The organism is Pseudomonas sp. PSB18 (assembly GCF_014596565.1).
Lineage (GTDB): Bacteria > Pseudomonadota > Gammaproteobacteria > Pseudomonadales > Pseudomonadaceae > Aquipseudomonas.
The window spans coordinates 654,476-670,789 of the sequence record NZ_NOIN01000002.1 but is presented as its reverse complement, the minus strand read 5'-3'; the positions used below and the strand labels follow the sequence as shown (position 1 = coordinate 670,789).

Genomic DNA, 16,314 nt, shown 5'->3' with positions numbered 1-16,314 from the left:
ACAGTGGCGCCGATGGGTGACCAACGACTGACAGCCAGGCTTGCCGGCCTTCGATCGCGTTATTGCCAAATGGCAGCTAGATTGCGAAATAAATGCTAATGACCTCTATACAGACAGGCTAAAATGCGCCCCCGGCTAACCGCTGCCCTTTTCCAACGCGCCCCACAAGGTTCGCTACGTGATCGAGTTTCAAAACGTCCATAAAACCTACCGCGTCGCCGGTAAGGATATCCCCGCTCTGCACCCGACCAGTCTGACGATCGAGAACGGTCAGGTCTTCGGCCTGATCGGCCACTCCGGTGCAGGAAAAAGTACCCTGCTGCGTCTGATCAATCGCCTGGAAGACGCCAGCGGCGGCAAGATCATCGTCGACGGTGAAGAAATCACCGCCCTGGACGCCAACGGTCTGCGACGCTTCCGTCAACAGGTCGGGATGATTTTCCAGCACTTCAACCTGCTGGCCTCCAAGACCGTGGCCGACAACGTGGCCCTGCCACTGACCTTGGCGGGCGAGCTGTCCCGTAGCGACATTGACCGGCGAGTGACCGAGTTGCTGGCCCGCGTAGGCTTGTCCGACCATGCCAGGAAGTACCCGGCGCAGCTGTCCGGCGGCCAGAAGCAACGCGTCGGCATCGCCCGCGCCCTGGCGACCAAGCCCAAGATCCTGCTGTGCGACGAGGCCACCAGTGCACTGGACCCGCAGACCACCGCATCGGTGTTGCAACTGCTGGCCGAAATCAACCGCGAGCTGAAGCTGACCATCGTGCTGATCACCCATGAAATGGACGTCATCCGCCGGGTCTGCGATGAAGTGGCGGTGATGGACGCCGGCGTCATCGTCGAGCAAGGTCCGGTGGCCGATGTGTTCCTGCATCCCAAGCACCCGACCACCAAGCGTTTCGTCCAGGAGGACGAGCAGATCGACGAAAGCGAACAACGCGACGACTTCGCCCACGTGCCCGGGCGCATCGTGCGTCTGACGTTCCAGGGCGACGCGACCTACGCGCCATTGCTCGGCACCGTCGCCCGGGAAACCGGTGTGGACTACAGCATCCTGGCCGGTCGCATCGACCGCATCAAAGACACCCCCTACGGGCAACTGACCCTCGCCATCACCGGCGGTGACATGGAGGCGGCGTTCGCCCGCTTCACCGCGGCCGATGTCCACATGGAGGTGCTGCGCTAATGGAACTGTTGACGAATTTCTTTGCAAATATCGACTGGCTGGAAATCTGGCTGGCGACCGGCGATACCTTCCTGATGCTGTTCGGTTCGCTGTTGTTCACCGTGCTGCTCGGCCTGCCGCTGGGCGTGCTGCTGTTCCTGTGCAGCCCACGCCAGTTGCTCGAAGCCCGGGGCGTTTATGCGCTGCTGTCGCTGATCGTCAATATCCTGCGCTCGCTGCCGTTCATCATTCTGTTGATCGTGATGATTCCGTTCACGGTATTGATTACCGGCACCTCGTTGGGCGTGGCCGGCGCAATTCCACCACTGGTGGTCGGCGCCACACCGTTCTTCGCCCGCCTGGTGGAAACCGCCCTGCGCGAAGTCGACCGCGGCATCATCGAAGCGACCCAGGCCATGGGCGCAACCACCCGACAGATCATCGTCAACGCCTTGCTGCCGGAAGCCCGTCCGGGCATCTTTGCAGCGATTACGGTGACGGCGATTACGCTGGTGTCCTACACGGCCATGGCCGGTGTGGTGGGCGCCGGTGGCTTGGGCGACCTGGCGATCCGGTTCGGTTACCAGCGTTTCCAGACCGATGTCATGGTGGTCACGGTGGTACTGCTGCTGGTGCTGGTCCAGGTCCTGCAAACCGTGGGCGACAAGCTGGTTGTGCATTTCTCTAGAAAATAAGGCCTCGAGCCCATAAACCATGAGCCAGCCATTCGCTGGCAGGCGCCGAGAGCGGGCGCCCCACAAGGAGTTAGCTGAATGAAGAAGTTACTGGTTGCCTTCGCTGCCGCCGCAGCATTTTCCGCCCACGCCGACACCCTGACCGTTGCGGCAACGCCGGTGCCCCACGCGGAAATCCTCGAATTCGTCAAACCGGCACTGGCCAAAGAAGGCGTCGACCTGAAGGTCAAGGTCTTCACCGACTACATCCAGCCGAACGTACAGGTCGCCGAGAAGCGCCTGGACGCCAACTTCTTCCAGCACCAGCCGTACCTGGATGAGTTCAACAAGGCCAAGGGCACGCACCTGGTAAGCGTGACGGGTGTGCACCTGGAACCCCTGGGTGCGTATTCCAATAAGTACAAGAAGCTCGAAGAACTGCCAGGCGGCGCCAACGTGGTGATCCCGAACGACGCCACCAACGGCGGCCGTGCGCTGTTGCTGTTGGCGAAGGCCGGGGTGATCAAGCTGAAGGATCCGGCCAACATCCTGTCGACTACCAAGGACATCAGCGATAACCCGAAAGACCTGAAATTCCGCGAACTGGAAGCTGCGACCATTCCCCGCGTGCTGACTCAGGTCGACCTGGCGCTGATCAATACCAACTACGCGCTGGAAGCCAAGCTGGATCCGTCCAAGGATGCGCTGGTGATCGAAGGCAACGACTCGCCTTACGTGAACATCCTGGTGGCGCGTGAGGATGACAAGGACAGTGAGGCGATGAAGAAGCTGGCGGCTGCGTTGCATAGCCCGGAAGTGAAGGCGTTCATTCTGGAGAAGTACAAAGGCGCGGTATTGCCGGCGTTCTGATCTGATCGGTGATGAAAAAAACGGGGCTGCGTGGGAATGCAGGCCCGTTTTTTTTGCACTCATGATAAATTCCACGCCACGACCTCTAATGAATAGAGGGCATTCAGGGAGAGAAGTAAGTGATCAAGTCTTTGTTGGTTGGGGCACTGCTGGCAATGGCATCCGCATCGGCATCCGCGATGAGTTGCGATAACCCTAGAAACGCCTATGACAGAACCTATTGCGCGTCGCTGAAAATGGTTCAGTCGGATCAGGAAATCAACGATCAATACAAGAAGACGATGAGTGCTCTGAATCCGGATCAAAAGAAAAAGGTGAAAGCCGCCCAGATCCAGTGGATCAAAATTCGTGATAACGCCTGCTCCAACGATGGCCTGCTCTACCTGGACTGTGCCAATGAGAAGACCGAAGCGCGTATCGTCATACTCAAGGCTGTCGAGCGCGAGTGCCGTGCTGCCGGTTGCGACGACGCCAAGCTGTCGCAAGTCGAGTAACCCGTAAACCACGAGCACATCGGGCTTGCAGTCGTACCCAAAGAAAAACCCGACGTAAAGCGTCGGGTTTTTCTTTGGCGGTTCACCTGCTATCACGGCTCAACGCTACACAGCGCCACGCTCGACCATGGCACGCCATGCCTGGACGCTGGAGCGCTCCTGCATCCTGGCGTGCCATGCTCGAAGCGCCACGCACTCTTCAGGCACCGGGAGCTGCACCAGCGAGGCGAAGATCATGCCGCCCAGTACCGCAATATCGGCCATCGAAAACTTGTCGCCCGCCACGAAGGGCTGGTCTTTGAGAAGGTTGTCGAAATAACGCATGCCCCGGATCGCCTTGTCACGCATCCGGCCGCCCCATTCAGCATTCTGGTATAGCTCGACCTCTGGGCCGAGGCCCGGCGTGGCATGGTGGAAGTACGTGCTGACGGCATCGAGAAACTCGATTTCGGCACGCTTGGTCATCATATGAATGATGCCTTTTTCAACAGGCGTTTCGCCCGTCAACGTCGGATGGCCGTCCAGGCTATCCAGGTATTGGGTAATCGCCGTGCACTCTGCGATCCGCGTCCCATCGCTCAGTTCCAGCACGGGCAGTGTCCCGGAGTAATTGATGGCCAGGAACTCGGGTTTCTTGTGCTCGCCCGTCCAGAGATTGACCGACACGAACTCGACGTTTGGCAGCAAGCCCTTTTCCGCCAGTGCGATGCGCACTCGGGCGGGATAAGGGCCATTGAACCAATCGTAGATTTTCAGCTTGGAAGTCGTTGGCGATGCGTCACTGCGTTGCTGTGGAAAAGTCATGATTTATTCCCTGCCTGTCAGTTGGTAGGCAAAGACTGAACCGAACTTTCTACGTCGTCAATCCCCTACCTGACAATTGGCAGGTAAGCGGATCTGCGCGTAGAATCCCTCGCAACTAACGAACTTGAGTCTCGATGCGAGGTGGCAACGTGAACGAAAATGCTCGAGAAGCCATATTGGCGGCGGCCAAATCCGCCGCCCAGCTGCACGGTTACAGCGGTATCAATTTCCGCAGCATTGCCGAAGAAGTCGGCATCAAGAATGCGAGCATCTACTACCACTTCCCCAGCAAGGCCGGCCTGGGCGCTGCGGTCGCTGAACGCTACTGGCAGGATGTGCAGCGGGCGCTTGAAGAGATCCGCGCCACCAATGCCGATCCGAATCGGTGCCTGCAGCTCTACCCCTCCATTTTTCGCACGTCTCTTCAGAACGGTAACAGGCTCTGCCTGTCCAGCTTCATGGCAGCCGAATCCGAGGACCTGCCCGAAGAAGTGATGCGAGAGGTCAAGGCGTTTGCAGACGTTAACGTGAAGTGGCTGGCCCAGGTACTGGCCGATCTCGGGACAGGCGACACGCCAACCAGCGAGCGTCGAGCTCTTGCCATCTACACAGCCATAGCGGGCGCTCAGTTGATTGCGCGGACCCGGGGGGATATCGGCCTGTTCGACGACCTGATATCGAGCTATCAGGAGGCGGGGCTGATTCCAACCTGATTGCCGTCGCAAAAACGCTGCAGGATCAGGGCAACATTTTGCCGACCACCGAGAATGCCGAGGTTTTTGCCATGCCTAGAGTGCGTTCGAGGGCAGGGTAATGCTTCAAGGGCCCTACACTGGGCGTAATTCGGTTGTTTGCGTTGCTGGCAAGGTGCCACAATCGTTTTTTTAAGTTGCGTCACGATCAGGTGGATCATATGGGTTGCCTAGGATCTCGGGATGACCAGGGGTTGTTCATCGCCGAGCAGGTGCGAACTGACCGGTTACAGCAACTTTTTCGCCAATCGGTTTCCGCGGTTTTTGGCAGTTACCTCGCGGCCATCATGCTGTGTTGGCTGTGCTGGGATCGCTTTGAACACAGCGTTATCTTCTGGTGGCTGGCCATCCTGACCGGGTCGACGCTGTTGCGCGTCTCGTTGTTCATTGCCTATGTCCGCAGCGACGAAAGCAAACGCACACCTCAACACTGGGAACGCAAATACTGGATCACGCTCGTGCTGTCTGCCAGCATCTGGGGAGGAGGCGCTTTGGCGGTCATGCCGGCAGATGATCTCTTGGCGCAGGCATTGGTCATGCTCTTTACGGTCGGCATGTCCGTCAGCGCGGTGTCCTGCTACTCCGCCTACCGCGATATGACGCTCGTCTCCATTGGCCTGGTTCTGTTGCCATGCACCGCCTGGCTGCTGTTTCAACCCTTTCCGATCCAAGTCGGCATGGCGCTTTCGATTGTGGTGTTCGCGGCATTTGCCGCCCGCGCTACACACAAAATGTCCCAGGCACTGGAAACCGCTTTTCGATTGACCCGTGAGATGGAGCAGGCGAACAGCATTTCAACCCGCGCCGCCCAAACCGATGAACTGACCGGCCTGAAAAGCCGACGGGCTTTCTTCGAGCATGCCCAACGGCTCTACAACGACTGTAAAACCAACCGGCTGGGGTTATGTGCGGTGATGCTGGACATGGACCATTTCAAGCAGATCAACGACACCTACGGCCATCAGGTCGGGGATCAGGTGTTGCGCCAGATGGGTGTGGTCATCAGCTCGTCCTTTCGTGCGACAGACATTCACGGTCGACTGGGCGGAGAAGAGTTCGCGATTTTGCTTCCGGACACTTCCATCGAGGTCGCCATCAAGATTGCAGAGGAACTGATCCAGACCATTGGCGGGTTGATGATCGACCCCGTCCACGGGATAACGGCCAGCCTCGGCGTCGCGTCGACGGAGTCTGGGCATAAGGATCTGCATAGCTTGATGAATAACGCGGATAAGGCGCTGTATCGGGCGAAGGCGCTGGGGCGCAATCAGGTGGCGGTGGCGCAGTAGGGGTGGATTTGCCCGGCGCAGGAACCGAAAGACATCCCCGATCCCATGGCGAGGGAGCTTGCTCCCGCTCGGCGGCGTGGAAGTAGCACCTTCGTCACATGAATCAAACCAAGCGGGGCCGCATATGAATGCAGCCCCGTTTTTGTAGGCTCGGAATGTCGATGCCCCTGCTAAACGATGCTATCCACCACACCCCCATCGACACGCAGCGCCGCCCCCGTGGTCGCCGAGGCCTGCTCCGAGCTGGCATAGATGATCATGTTGGCGACTTCCTCGACCCGTGCCGCGCGCTGGATGATCGAGGTGCTACGGTGCTCGTTGACGAAATCCGCCGCCACCTTTTCCAGGCTTTCGCCGGTGCGTTCGACATCGGCCTGGAGCATTTGGGCAACACCTTCGGACAGCGTCGGCCCAGGCAGCACCGAGTTCACCGTAACGCCCGTGCCGGCAAGGCGCTTGGCCAGGCCGCGGGCAATGGAGAGTTGGGCGGTCTTGGTGAAACCGTAGTGGATCATGTCGGCAGGAATATTCACGCCAGACTCCGACGAGACAAACACAATCCGCCCCCAACCACGCTCGACCATGCCCTGCGCATAAGCCCTGGACACACGCACGCCGGACATCACATTGGTTTCGAAGAAGCGTTGCCATTCGCTGTCTGGCGTGTCGAAGAAATCTTCCAGCTTGAAGATGCCCAGGTTGTTGATGACCACATCAAAACGCGGGTACTTGGCGACCAAGGCCTGGCAGCCTGATGCGTTGCTGAGGTCGCCCACAAAACCTTCGGCTTTGGAAGCAAGAGCGCCCAAGCGCTGCAATGCGTCCTGCACACTGCTCTCGCTGCGTCCGTTGAGGACCACATTGGCCCCGGCTGCGAGGAAGCCTTTGGCGGTGGCAAAACCGATGCCGCTGGTGGAACCGGTGACTAGGACGTGACGGCCGGTGAAGTCGATTTTCATGGGAGGGACTCCTTGAGTTAATGGACCAGGGGCTGTGCGATATTTGGCGAGGCGATATTTACGAATTCTTCGTACAACGATTGAAGATAGCGACAATCCAGCAAAGTGATGCAAACCCGACATGCGGTATCGGGTTCGCTTTATTGATTGCGCGAATATTTACCTGCTATCGCGCCTCAACGTTATCCAGCACCCGATTCGCCAGCAACGAACCCAGCTCGATCAGTTGCTGAATACCGAGCGCCACATGACGGCGTGAACCTTCCAGTTCGAAGGCGAGGTCGTTGACCATGGCGTCAGCCGAGGCCAGGGTTTCGGTGAGGTTGGCGAGCAGGGATTCGTTGTCGATGTCTTTTACGATTGTGAATATCTGGCCCGGCTGGGGATCGTCGGGTTTCGTCTCTTTGGGTGAGAGATAGAAATCCAGGGCGCGCTCTGCGGCTTCTTCGAGCTTTTTGGTCCTGGATTTTGTGCGCGGGGAGGCTTGCTCCGTTTCCGGAGGGTTTGGAGTTACTTTGAACATAAGCTGGAATCCTCAGTGAGGCCGCGACCTCTTCCCTACTAAAAGAAGGGTGGCGGCTGTACGCAGGTTAGTAGACCGGGGATTCCAGCATTGCCGGCGCGCCGAAGCGCCCTGCGCACAGCCACCATCAAGAACAGGGATGGAAATACCTGCCTGAATGGAGCTCATGCATCTTGCGGGAAACCACGGGCTACTAAACCCGACCACTGATGAGCAGTGGCAGGAAGACGATAGAACCCGGGGGCAAGGCGCACAAGCGGGCGGATTCTGGCGTAGTTGTAGGCAAAGGCGCAAGGATGAGTGGGTGGGTGGAAGATTAACGACGAAGAAATAAACAAAGCGGCTGGGAGGACTGGAATTCGGCGTTGTAGCGCTGTTTTTGCTGAGCATCCATCGCGAGCAGGCTCGCTCCCACATGGGTTTTCAAGCGCTCACAGATTTTTGTGTTCGCTATAGATCGCCTGTGGGAGCTGCCTGTCCCCGCCCGATAGAGAAGCGCTCGCCAGGGAACTTGCGGCGCTGCTTATCAGGCCTGCGCGGTAAATCGCTGCGCAGCACGCCGTTCAAGCATCGCGGCTTCCGTCTCTTCGGTCGCCAGTTCGCCTTTGTATGCCAGTTGGTTGAAAAACAGCCCGTCCGAAAACTCCTGGGGCGGCACCGAGCCGGGGCGCTTGAGCAGCGGTGCCAGGTCGATGGTGTTCGCGAAGTTTTCCTTGGTCAGGTTGTAGCGGCCCAGGTAGCTGCCAGACCAGGGCGAGTCGGCATCCACCATGTCGATGGAAGCATCGCGGAAGGCGCTGGCTGCGGCTTTCAAGTCCGTGGATTCATTGAGCAGATCGGTGAGGCGCTGGGTCTCCGAAGTGCTGAGCTGACCGGCGGTGTTGAGCACTTTCAGCTTGCCATCGGCCTCGACGGTGAAGCCGTATTTCTTGCTGGCCAAATCCGGGTGGGTCGCCGACAGCTGTGACTGGAATGCCTCGAAGGAGGTTTTCAAGGTGTTTTTCGCGCTCTCGGTGATCGCGACATAGCGAGGAAAATCCGGCGATTGGGAGCGACCGACCCAGGTGGTAATGGCCACCAGCGGTTGCTCCACGGTCTGAGTTTCTTCACTGGGATGGTAGATGGCCGCTGGGCCAGCGCTTGCCAGTTCCTTCACGGAGCCCGTTGGAGGTTGGGTGACCAACTTCTGATCGGAGCGGGTGAGGTGGATATTGGCGGGTGCGATAGAGGCAGCGCTAAGGGAGAGTTCCATTTCATCGGTCCATGATTGGCGGATACATCGGGTTATCGACAGCCAGGGACCGAGCTTTAGGATGAGAGATGGCGTGGGGTGAGGTCAGTTAGTTATGTGGCGGCTGTCAGGGCGCTATCGCGAGCAAGCTCGGCTCCCACATAGGTACTCCCACATAGGGGACTTGGGTGCTCACAGATCCTGCATTCACCACAAATCCCCCGCTCATATGAAGCAACAGATCTTCAGTACCACCGCGCCTCGCCTGGCGGGCGTTTCTTGAAGCGTTTCATGCTCCACATGTATTGGCTCGGGTACGCCCGCACGTAACGCTCCACCACCTGGCTCATGGCGGCGCAGGCGGTTTCGGTGTCGGTGCTGTACATGGCCTCTGGCGCGGCTTCGAGGATGACTTTGTAGCCGGAGCCATCCGGCAGGCGCAGGGCGTGGAGGAAGACGCCGACGGCCTTGCCGCCGGCGAGCATGTTGGGGACGAACTTGCTGGTCAGGGCCTGGGTCGCGAAGAAGGGCACGAAGATGCCGGCGGATTCGGCCGGTTCCGGGTCGGCGGGGATGCCCACCTGGCCGCCCTTGCGCACTTCCTTGATGACGCTGAGGATGCCTTCCTTGGTGGACGCCGCGACCTTGTTGCCCAGTTGCACCCGCTGCTTTTGCAGCAGTTCGTCCACCGCCTTGAGCTTCGGCGGGCGGTAGAAAATGATCGGTTTGCACTGGCTGCAATAGAAGTGGTTGAGCACTTCCCAGTTGCCCAGGTGGCTGGTGATGCCCACCACGCCTTTGCCGGACGCCAGGGCTTCCTTCAATACTTCCAGGCCCTCGACTTCACGCACCAGTTCGATGGAGCGCTGCGCCGGCCAGATCCAGGCGCAGGCGCTTTCGGTCAGGGATTTGCCGATGTCCTTCAGGCTCTGGCCCACCAGGCGTTCGCGCTCGGCCGGGTCCATCTCGGGAAAGCACTTGGCGAGGTTGATCCGCACCACGTCGCGGGAGCGGTTGGGCAGTTTCCACATCAGCCAGCCGATGGCCGACCCCACCGCCTGCACTGCCCGCCAGGGCAGCAGCGCAAACAACCGCAGAGCGCCGACCAGCAAGGCGCCTTTCAACTTATCCACAGGTCACTCCTGAATTCATGGGCCGTATCGCGAGCCGGCTATTCTAACCGCCGTTTGCCAGCTCGGCGTAGCGGTCGCAATCCTGGGTGTGGTCCATGACCATGCCCGAGGCCTGCATGAAGGCGTAGCAAATGGTCGGGCCGACGAAGGTGAAGCCGGCCTTTTTCAGGCCTTTGCTCATCTGCACGGCTTCGGGGGTAATGGCCGGTACTTCGGTGCGGTCCTTGAAATGGTTGACGATGGGTCTGTCGCCGACGAACGACCAGAGGAACGCCACCGGGTCTTCCAGGGCCAGCCAGGCCTGGGCATTGCGGCGCGCAGCCTTGAGCTTGAGGCGGTTGCGGATGATGCCGGGGTCCTGCATCAGGTCCTCGATTTCGGCATCGCTCATCTGCGCCACCCGCTGTACGTCGAAGTTGTACAGCACCTCGCGGTAATGGGCGCGTTTGCGCAACACGGTGATCCAGGACAGCCCGGCCTGGAACCCTTCGAGCAAAAGCAACTCGAACAAACCCTGCGCATCGCGCAGCGGCGTCCCCCACTCCTGATCGTGATAGGCCATGTACAACGGATCTTCGGAACACCAAAAGCAGCGTGGCATAAGGCTCCAGGGGGCGTGCGCACGAACGAATCGGGTATACTCCCGCTCTTTAAATCGCAGCCCAAGAAACAGGTGAATTTCGTGAGCCAGCCTACGCCAGCCGTGCGTACCTTCCAAGACTTGATCCTCGCCCTCCAGCAATACTGGGCCGAGCAAGGTTGCGTGGTACTTCAGCCCTACGATATGGAAGTAGGCGCCGGCACTTTCCACACTGCCACGTTTCTGCGTGCCATCGGCCCGGAAACCTGGAACGCCGCCTACGTGCAGCCCAGCCGCCGCCCGACTGACGGCCGCTACGGCGAAAACCCGAACCGTCTGCAGCACTACTACCAGTTCCAGGTGGTCCTGAAGCCGAACCCGGAAAACTTCCAGGAACTGTACCTGGGCTCCCTCAAGCGCGTGGGCCTCGACCCGCTGGTGCATGACATCCGCTTCGTCGAAGACAACTGGGAATCGCCAACCCTGGGTGCCTGGGGCCTGGGCTGGGAAGTCTGGCTCAACGGCATGGAAGTGACTCAGTTCACTTACTTCCAGCAAGCGGGCGGCATCGAGTGCTACCCGGTCACCGGCGAGATCACCTACGGCCTCGAACGCCTAGCCATGTACCTGCAAGGCGTGGATTCGGTCTACGACCTGGTGTGGGCCGACGGCCCGTTCGGCAAAGTGACTTATGGCGACGTGTTCCACCAGAACGAAGTGGAACAGTCGACCTACAACTTCGAACACGCCAACGTCGACAAGCTGTTCGAACTGTTCGACTTCTATGAAAGCGAAGCCAAGCGCCTGATCGAGCTGGACCAGCCGCTGCCGTTGCCGAGCTATGAAATGGTGTTGAAGGCGTCCCATACCTTCAACCTGCTGGACGCACGCCGGGCGATTTCCGTGACGGCGCGCCAGCAGTACATCCTGCGTGTGCGCACCCTGGCGCGTTCCGTCGCGCAAGCCTACCTGATGGCCCGTGCCAAGCTGGGCTTCCCGATGGCGACCCCGGACCTGCGTGATGAAGTGTTGGCTAAGCTGGAGGCTGCACAATGAGTGCTCAAGATTTTCTGGTTGAACTGGGCACCGAAGAATTGCCACCCAAAGCCCTGAATACCCTGGCCGATGCGTTCCTGGCCGGGATCGAAAAAGGCCTGCAGACCGCCGGCCTGAACTTCGAAACCAAGCACGTCTACGCCGCGCCGCGCCGCCTGGCCGTGTTGATCACCGGCCTGGCGACCCAGCAGCCGGACCGCAGCATCAACCTCGACGGCCCGCCACGCCAGGCCGCGTTCGACGTCGATGGCAATCCGACCCAGGCCGCCCTGGGCTTTGCCAAGAAGTGTGGCGTGGACCTGAGCGAAATCGACCAGAGCGGCCCGAAGCTGCGCTATAGCCAGAGCATCAAGGGCAAGCCGACCGCCAGCCTGCTGCCGACCATCGTCGAAGACTCCCTCAATGACTTGCCGATTCCCAAGCGCATGCGCTGGGCCGCGCGCAAGGAAGAGTTCGTCCGTCCGACCCAATGGCTGGTCATGCTGCTCGGCGACCAGGTCATCGACTGCACGATCCTGGCCCAGAAGGCCGGTCGCGATTCCCGCGGTCACCGCTTCCATCATCCGGAAAGCGTGCGCATCACCTCGCCAGCCAACTACCTGGCCGACCTGCGTGCCGCCTACGTGCTGGCCGACGCCAACGAGCGCCGCGAGCTGATCAGCAAGCGCACCGAAGAGCTGGCCACCCGTCAGGAAGGCACCGCCATCGTGCCGCCAAGCCTGCTGGACGAAGTGACCGCGCTGGTGGAATGGCCGGTGCCGCTGGTGTGCTCGTTCGAGGAACGTTTCCTTGAAGTGCCGCAGGAAGCGCTGATCACCACCATGCAGGACAACCAGAAGTATTTCTGCCTGTTGGACGCCGAAGGCAAGTTGCTGCCGCGCTTCATCACGGTTGCCAACATCGAAAGCAAGGACCCGCAGCAGATCATCGCCGGTAACGAAAAAGTCGTTCGCCCGCGCCTGACCGATGCCGAGTTCTTCTTCAAGCAAGACAAGAAGCAAGCGCTGGAAAGCTTCAACGAACGCCTGAAAAACGTGGTGTTCCAGGAAAAACTCGGCAGCGTCTACGACAAGGCCGAGCGCGTTTCGAAACTGGCGGCCTTCATTGCCCCACGCATCGGCGGCGACGCCCAGCGCGCGGCCCGTGCCGGCATCCTGTCCAAGTGCGACCTGTCCACCGAGATGGTCGGTGAGTTCCCGGAGATGCAAGGTATCGCCGGTTACTACTACGCCCTCAACGACGGTGAGCCGCAGGACGTCGCCCTGGCGCTGAACGAGCAGTACATGCCCCGTGGTGCGGGTGCCGAATTGCCGACCACCCTGACCGGTGCAGCCGTAGCAATCGCCGACAAGCTCGACACCCTGGTCGGCATCTTCGGCATCGGCATGCTGCCCACCGGCAGCAAGGACCCCTATGCCCTGCGTCGCGCGGCACTGGGTGTGTTGCGGATCCTGATCGACAAGCAACTGGACCTGGACCTGAACGATGCGGTGGCCTTCGCCGTCAACGCGTTCGGCAGCAAGGTCAAGGCCGCCGGCCTGGCCGATGCGGTGCTGGAATTCATCTTCGACCGCCTGCGTGCGCGTTATGAGGATGAAGGCGTCGACGTCGCGACCTACCTGTCGGTGCGTGCCCTGAAGCCGGGTTCGGCCCTGGACTTCGACCAGCGCGTGCAAGCCGTTCAGGCGTTCCGCAAACTGCCGGAAGCGGCAGCCTTGGCGGCGGTGAACAAGCGTGTGTCGAACCTGTTGAGCAAGGCCGAGGGCAATATCGCGGCCACCGTCGAAGCCAAGTACTTCGATAACGCCAATGAGTTCTCCCTGTATTCGGCGATCCAGCAGGCAGATCAGGCCGTCCAGCCGATGGCCGCGGCACGTCAGTACAGCGAAACCCTGGCACGCCTGGCCGCACTGCGCGAACCAGTGGATGCGTTCTTCGAAGCGGTGATGGTCAATGCCGAAGACGCCAGCGTACGGGCCAACCGTTATGCACTGCTGGCGCGCTTGCGTGGCCTGTTCCTCGGCGTCGCCGACATTTCGCTGCTGGGGTAAACCTTGAAACTGCTGATTCTCGATCGGGACGGGGTGATCAATTACGACTCCGACGCTTACATCAAATCGGTGGAGGAGTGGTTGCCGCTCCCCGGCTCGATCAAAGCCATTGCGCAGTTGAGCAAGGCCGGCTGGACGGTGGCGGTTGCCACCAACCAGTCGGGTATTGCTCGCGGTTACTATGACCTCGCGGTCCTCGACGCCATGCATGAGCGCTTGCGCGCCCTGGTGGCCGAGCAGGGCGGCGAAGTCGGGCTGATCGTCTATTGCCCCCATGGGCCGGATGAAGGTTGCGATTGCCGCAAACCCAAGCCGGGCATGTTGAAGGCCATTGCCGAGCATTATGCTGTGCCGCTGGCGGGCGTCTGGTTCGTCGGCGACAGCCTCGGTGACCTGGAGGCGGCCAAGGCCGTCGATTGTCAGCCAGTTTTGGTAAAGACCGGGAAAGGCGAGAAGACTCTGGGCAAGACCCTACCGGTAGGCACCCTGATTTTTGACGACCTGGCGGCGATTGCCGCTGAACTTATCCACAATTAGAGCTCCCAAGACATCCTGATCAAGGATTGTTCGGGAAGCGCTTGAACAGGCGGGCATTGCCCGCAACGGTAAATGCCGCTATGTCGATATTGCAGGCCATCAGATCTTTTCTCTTTTACCTGCTGTTGGGCACCAGTTCCTTGTTGTGGTGCTCCCTGAGTTTCTTTGTCGCGCCTTTCCTGCCGTTCAAGGCGCGCTACCGCTTCATCAACGTGTACTGGTGCCGTTGCGCACTGTGGTTGAGCAAAGTGTTCCTGGGCATCCGCTACGAAGTGAAGGGTGCCGAAAACGTGCCTGAGCGGCCCTGCGTGATCCAGTCCAACCACCAGAGCACCTGGGAGACGTTCTTCCTGTCGGCCTATTTCGAGCCGTTGAGCCAGGTGCTCAAGCGTGAATTGTTGTTCGTGCCATTCTTCGGCTGGGCCATGGCGATGCTGCGCCCGATCGCCATTGATCGCGACAATCCCAAGGCTGCGCTCAAGCAAGTGGCGAAGAAGGGCGATGAGCTGCTCAAGGACAACGTCTGGGTGCTGATCTTCCCGGAAGGTACCCGTGTGCCGTATGGCACGGTCGGCAAGTTTTCCCGCAGCGGTTCGGCATTGGCCGTGAATGCCGATCTACCTGTATTGCCGATTGCACACAATGCCGGCAAATTCTGGCCCAAGGCTGGCTGGATCAGGACGCCAGGGATCATCACCGTGGTCATCGGCGAACCAATGTATGCCCAAGGCAGCGGACCCCGCGCCATTGCCGACCTCAACGACCGGGTCCAGGCCTGGAACGAACAGACCCAGCGGGACATGGGCTCGCTTCCTCCGTCCCCCACCAAACCGACGGCAACGGATCAACTCGCTGTCTGAGATCTGTGGATAAGCTGTGTACCGTTTATTCGACAAACACAGCTTTTATCTTGTAACTAGTTGTTTTTAATACATATTTCTTAAAAACATAAAACCAGTCTTGAGGTGCATAAGTTTTTTATAGCACCTGAGCGGTTCGTTGCTCGGAACCGTTTCTATAGAAGGTTGCGATCTTTCGCTTCGTCCCCCAGCAAGGGAAACCGCAAGCTGAACGTCGTACCTTCACCGACCACGCTGTGACATTCAATCTGCCCGCCATGGCGGTCCACCACGGCTTTGACCATCGACAACCCCAAGCCAATCCCATCCACGCCATGGGCCGACGAGAACCGCCGGTACTGACTGAACAGATCGGGAAGCTCCTCGACACCGATGCCTTTGCCCTGGTCGCTGATTTCGCAGATCAACCAGCCCTCCGCGCAACGAACCGCCAACGAAATCCAGCTGTCGGGCGCGCTGTACTTGATGGCGTTTTCCAGCAGGTTGAACAGCGCACGGGTCAGTAGGGATTGATCCGAGCTCACCATCGCGTCTTCATCATCCACGGCATGAATCAGTTGGATACGCTTGGCCTGGGCTATGGGTAAAGCCTGGTCCAGCACATCCAGAATCAGCATGGCGAACAGGGTCGGCTGGAATTGGTACGCCTCGGATTCCGCCTTGGCCAATTGCACGAAGCCATCGGTCAGATCCAGGGCTCGGCGAACCTGACGCTCGATCTGATCGAACAGCAGAGTACTTCCTCCCGTCTGATGCCGCTGCACGTCGAGCAATGCCAGGATCGCCGAGTGGGGCGCACGCAAGTCATGGGAGAGAAAACGCAACATCACGCTGCGCTGCTCTTCGGCTTCTCGTTCGGCGCTCAGGTCGATAAGGCTCAGCAACCAGCCAATGGGCGTATCGCCGTCCACCGGCATGAGCGGGGCACGTTCGAGGCGCAGGCTGCGTTCGCGAGTGTCGCGAAACTCCACCAAGGGCAGTGTGGATAACCGGTGATGGGGTTCACGCTCCAGCGCCGGGTACCCGAGCTGCACAAGCTGTTCCAACACATCGCCGCCTGCCAGGACATGGCCGAAAAGATCCCGGGCCTTGCGGTTACCGAGCAATATCCGGCCTTGCGGATCGCTGATCATGGTCGCGACGGGCAGGTATTCCAGGCCATCCGCAATGAAGCGGCGGGTGTCGCGGGTCCGGCCCATGGCTTGTTCCAGGGCCATGATCTGGCCCTGCAGGCGGTCACTGCCGGTGTAGGGGGTACGTCGGCGCTCCGGAAACACCTTTGGCTCCGCGTCCAGGCGCGCCAGCTCCCAGCCGAAATAGGCCAGCACCACGCTCA

Annotated in this window: 17 protein-coding genes; 10 read left to right on the top strand and 7 right to left on the bottom strand. The window is 59.8% G+C overall.

Going from position 1 to position 16,314, the window contains the following annotated elements; all coding sequences use genetic code 11:
* Nucleotides 1-178 precede the first annotated feature (178 nt).
* From CGA22_RS07115 to CGA22_RS07100, 4 genes are all read left to right on the top strand, one after another.
* Entirely contained in the window at nucleotides 179-1,186 is a 1,008-nt protein-coding gene (locus tag CGA22_RS07115; RefSeq protein WP_041024680.1) for a methionine ABC transporter ATP-binding protein, read from the top strand.
* Complete coding sequence (locus tag CGA22_RS07110) at nucleotides 1,186-1,860, top strand: methionine ABC transporter permease (RefSeq protein WP_041024679.1); 675 nt, start codon at nucleotides 1,186-1,188, stop codon at nucleotides 1,858-1,860. Before CGA22_RS07115 ends, CGA22_RS07110 begins: the two co-directional genes overlap by 1 nt.
* Before the next feature lie 78 nt (nucleotides 1,861-1,938).
* Nucleotides 1,939-2,709: a MetQ/NlpA family ABC transporter substrate-binding protein gene (locus CGA22_RS07105; protein ID WP_041024678.1), complete on the top strand. Its 771-nt coding sequence runs from the start codon at nucleotides 1,939-1,941 to the stop codon at nucleotides 2,707-2,709.
* Between the two features lie 119 nt (nucleotides 2,710-2,828).
* Nucleotides 2,829-3,203, top strand: a complete 375-nt coding sequence (locus CGA22_RS07100) for a lysozyme inhibitor LprI family protein (RefSeq protein ID WP_081993370.1) — start codon at nucleotides 2,829-2,831, stop codon at nucleotides 3,201-3,203.
* A 105-nt stretch (nucleotides 3,204-3,308) separates the two neighbouring features.
* On the opposite strand, the gene CGA22_RS07095 is transcribed toward CGA22_RS07100, so the two are convergent.
* Entirely contained in the window at nucleotides 3,309-4,007 is a 699-nt protein-coding gene (locus CGA22_RS07095; RefSeq protein ID WP_041024677.1) for a glutathione S-transferase, read from the bottom strand.
* Nucleotides 4,008-4,156: 149 nt separating this feature from the next.
* Here CGA22_RS07095 and CGA22_RS07090 point away from each other — a divergent pair, with 149 nt between their 5' ends.
* Together CGA22_RS07090 and CGA22_RS07085 are read left to right on the top strand one after the other, a co-directional pair.
* The gene (locus tag CGA22_RS07090) at nucleotides 4,157-4,720 is read left to right on the top strand and encodes a TetR/AcrR family transcriptional regulator (RefSeq protein WP_041024689.1); all 564 of its coding nucleotides are present in this window, start codon (nucleotides 4,157-4,159) and stop codon (nucleotides 4,718-4,720) included.
* Between the two features lie 200 nt (nucleotides 4,721-4,920).
* Nucleotides 4,921-6,048: a sensor domain-containing diguanylate cyclase gene (locus tag CGA22_RS07085; RefSeq protein WP_041024676.1), complete on the top strand. Its 1,128-nt coding sequence runs from the start codon at nucleotides 4,921-4,923 to the stop codon at nucleotides 6,046-6,048.
* Nucleotides 6,049-6,218: 170 nt separating this feature from the next.
* On the opposite strand, the gene CGA22_RS07080 is transcribed toward CGA22_RS07085, so the two are convergent.
* The 5 genes from CGA22_RS07080 to CGA22_RS07060 all read right to left on the bottom strand — a co-directional run bounded on the left by CGA22_RS07080 (nucleotide 6,219) and on the right by CGA22_RS07060 (nucleotide 10,495).
* Complete coding sequence (locus CGA22_RS07080) at nucleotides 6,219-7,007, bottom strand: SDR family NAD(P)-dependent oxidoreductase (protein ID WP_041024675.1); 789 nt, start codon at nucleotides 7,005-7,007, stop codon at nucleotides 6,219-6,221.
* Nucleotides 7,008-7,173: 166 nt separating this feature from the next.
* Nucleotides 7,174-7,530, bottom strand: a complete 357-nt coding sequence (locus CGA22_RS07075; protein ID WP_041024674.1) for a DUF6124 family protein — start codon at nucleotides 7,528-7,530, stop codon at nucleotides 7,174-7,176.
* A 526-nt stretch (nucleotides 7,531-8,056) separates the two neighbouring features.
* Nucleotides 8,057-8,782, bottom strand: coding sequence for a hypothetical protein (locus tag CGA22_RS07070; protein ID WP_041023036.1), 726 nt, complete (start codon nucleotides 8,780-8,782; stop codon nucleotides 8,057-8,059).
* Between the two features lie 224 nt (nucleotides 8,783-9,006).
* Complete coding sequence (locus CGA22_RS07065; protein ID WP_041023035.1) at nucleotides 9,007-9,894, bottom strand: lysophospholipid acyltransferase; 888 nt, start codon at nucleotides 9,892-9,894, stop codon at nucleotides 9,007-9,009.
* Between the two features lie 43 nt (nucleotides 9,895-9,937).
* The gene (locus CGA22_RS07060; protein ID WP_041023034.1) at nucleotides 9,938-10,495 is read right to left on the bottom strand and encodes a DNA-3-methyladenine glycosylase I; all 558 of its coding nucleotides are present in this window, start codon (nucleotides 10,493-10,495) and stop codon (nucleotides 9,938-9,940) included.
* A gap of 81 nt (nucleotides 10,496-10,576) precedes the next feature.
* On the opposite strand from CGA22_RS07060, the gene glyQ reads away from it, so the two are divergent.
* From glyQ to CGA22_RS07040, 4 genes are all read left to right on the top strand, one after another.
* Nucleotides 10,577-11,530, top strand: coding sequence for a glycine--tRNA ligase subunit alpha (gene glyQ / locus CGA22_RS07055; protein ID WP_024777767.1), 954 nt, complete (start codon nucleotides 10,577-10,579; stop codon nucleotides 11,528-11,530).
* Nucleotides 11,527-13,581 (top strand): glycine--tRNA ligase subunit beta, encoded by a 2,055-nt coding sequence (gene glyS, locus CGA22_RS07050; RefSeq protein WP_041023033.1) that lies wholly within the window; start codon nucleotides 11,527-11,529, stop codon nucleotides 13,579-13,581. The genes glyQ and glyS overlap by 4 nt, the downstream gene beginning before the upstream one ends.
* 3 nt (nucleotides 13,582-13,584) lie before the next feature.
* Complete coding sequence (gene gmhB / locus CGA22_RS07045; protein ID WP_041023032.1) at nucleotides 13,585-14,118, top strand: D-glycero-beta-D-manno-heptose 1,7-bisphosphate 7-phosphatase; 534 nt, start codon at nucleotides 13,585-13,587, stop codon at nucleotides 14,116-14,118.
* Between the two features lie 80 nt (nucleotides 14,119-14,198).
* Entirely contained in the window at nucleotides 14,199-14,978 is a 780-nt protein-coding gene (locus CGA22_RS07040) for a lysophospholipid acyltransferase family protein (protein ID WP_041023031.1), read from the top strand.
* 155 nt (nucleotides 14,979-15,133) lie between these two features.
* On the opposite strand, the gene CGA22_RS27400 is transcribed toward CGA22_RS07040, so the two are convergent.
* The gene (locus CGA22_RS27400) at nucleotides 15,134-15,505 is read right to left on the bottom strand and encodes a sensor histidine kinase (protein WP_411157115.1); all 372 of its coding nucleotides are present in this window, start codon (nucleotides 15,503-15,505) and stop codon (nucleotides 15,134-15,136) included.
* Between the last annotated feature and the right edge of the window lie 809 nt (nucleotides 15,506-16,314).

Coding starts and splice junctions, on each gene's coding strand:
- CGA22_RS07110 (WP_041024679.1), top strand. CDS start 1,186: ATGGAACTGTTGACGAATTTCTTTGCAAATATCGACTGGCTGGAAATC.
- CGA22_RS07105 (WP_041024678.1), top strand. CDS start 1,939: ATGAAGAAGTTACTGGTTGCCTTCGCTGCCGCCGCAGCATTTTCCGCC.
- CGA22_RS07095 (WP_041024677.1), bottom strand. CDS start 4,007: ATGACTTTTCCACAGCAACGCAGTGACGCATCGCCAACGACTTCCAAG.
- CGA22_RS07085 (WP_041024676.1), top strand. CDS start 4,921: ATGGGTTGCCTAGGATCTCGGGATGACCAGGGGTTGTTCATCGCCGAG.
- CGA22_RS07080 (WP_041024675.1), bottom strand. CDS start 7,007: ATGAAAATCGACTTCACCGGCCGTCACGTCCTAGTCACCGGTTCCACC.
- CGA22_RS07075 (WP_041024674.1), bottom strand. CDS start 7,530: ATGTTCAAAGTAACTCCAAACCCTCCGGAAACGGAGCAAGCCTCCCCG.
- CGA22_RS07070 (WP_041023036.1), bottom strand. CDS start 8,782: ATGGAACTCTCCCTTAGCGCTGCCTCTATCGCACCCGCCAATATCCAC.
- CGA22_RS07060 (WP_041023034.1), bottom strand. CDS start 10,495: ATGCCACGCTGCTTTTGGTGTTCCGAAGATCCGTTGTACATGGCCTAT.
- glyS (WP_041023033.1), top strand. CDS start 11,527: ATGAGTGCTCAAGATTTTCTGGTTGAACTGGGCACCGAAGAATTGCCA.
- CGA22_RS07040 (WP_041023031.1), top strand. CDS start 14,199: ATGTCGATATTGCAGGCCATCAGATCTTTTCTCTTTTACCTGCTGTTG.
- CGA22_RS27400 (WP_411157115.1), bottom strand. CDS start 15,505: ATGGTGAGCTCGGATCAATCCCTACTGACCCGTGCGCTGTTCAACCTG.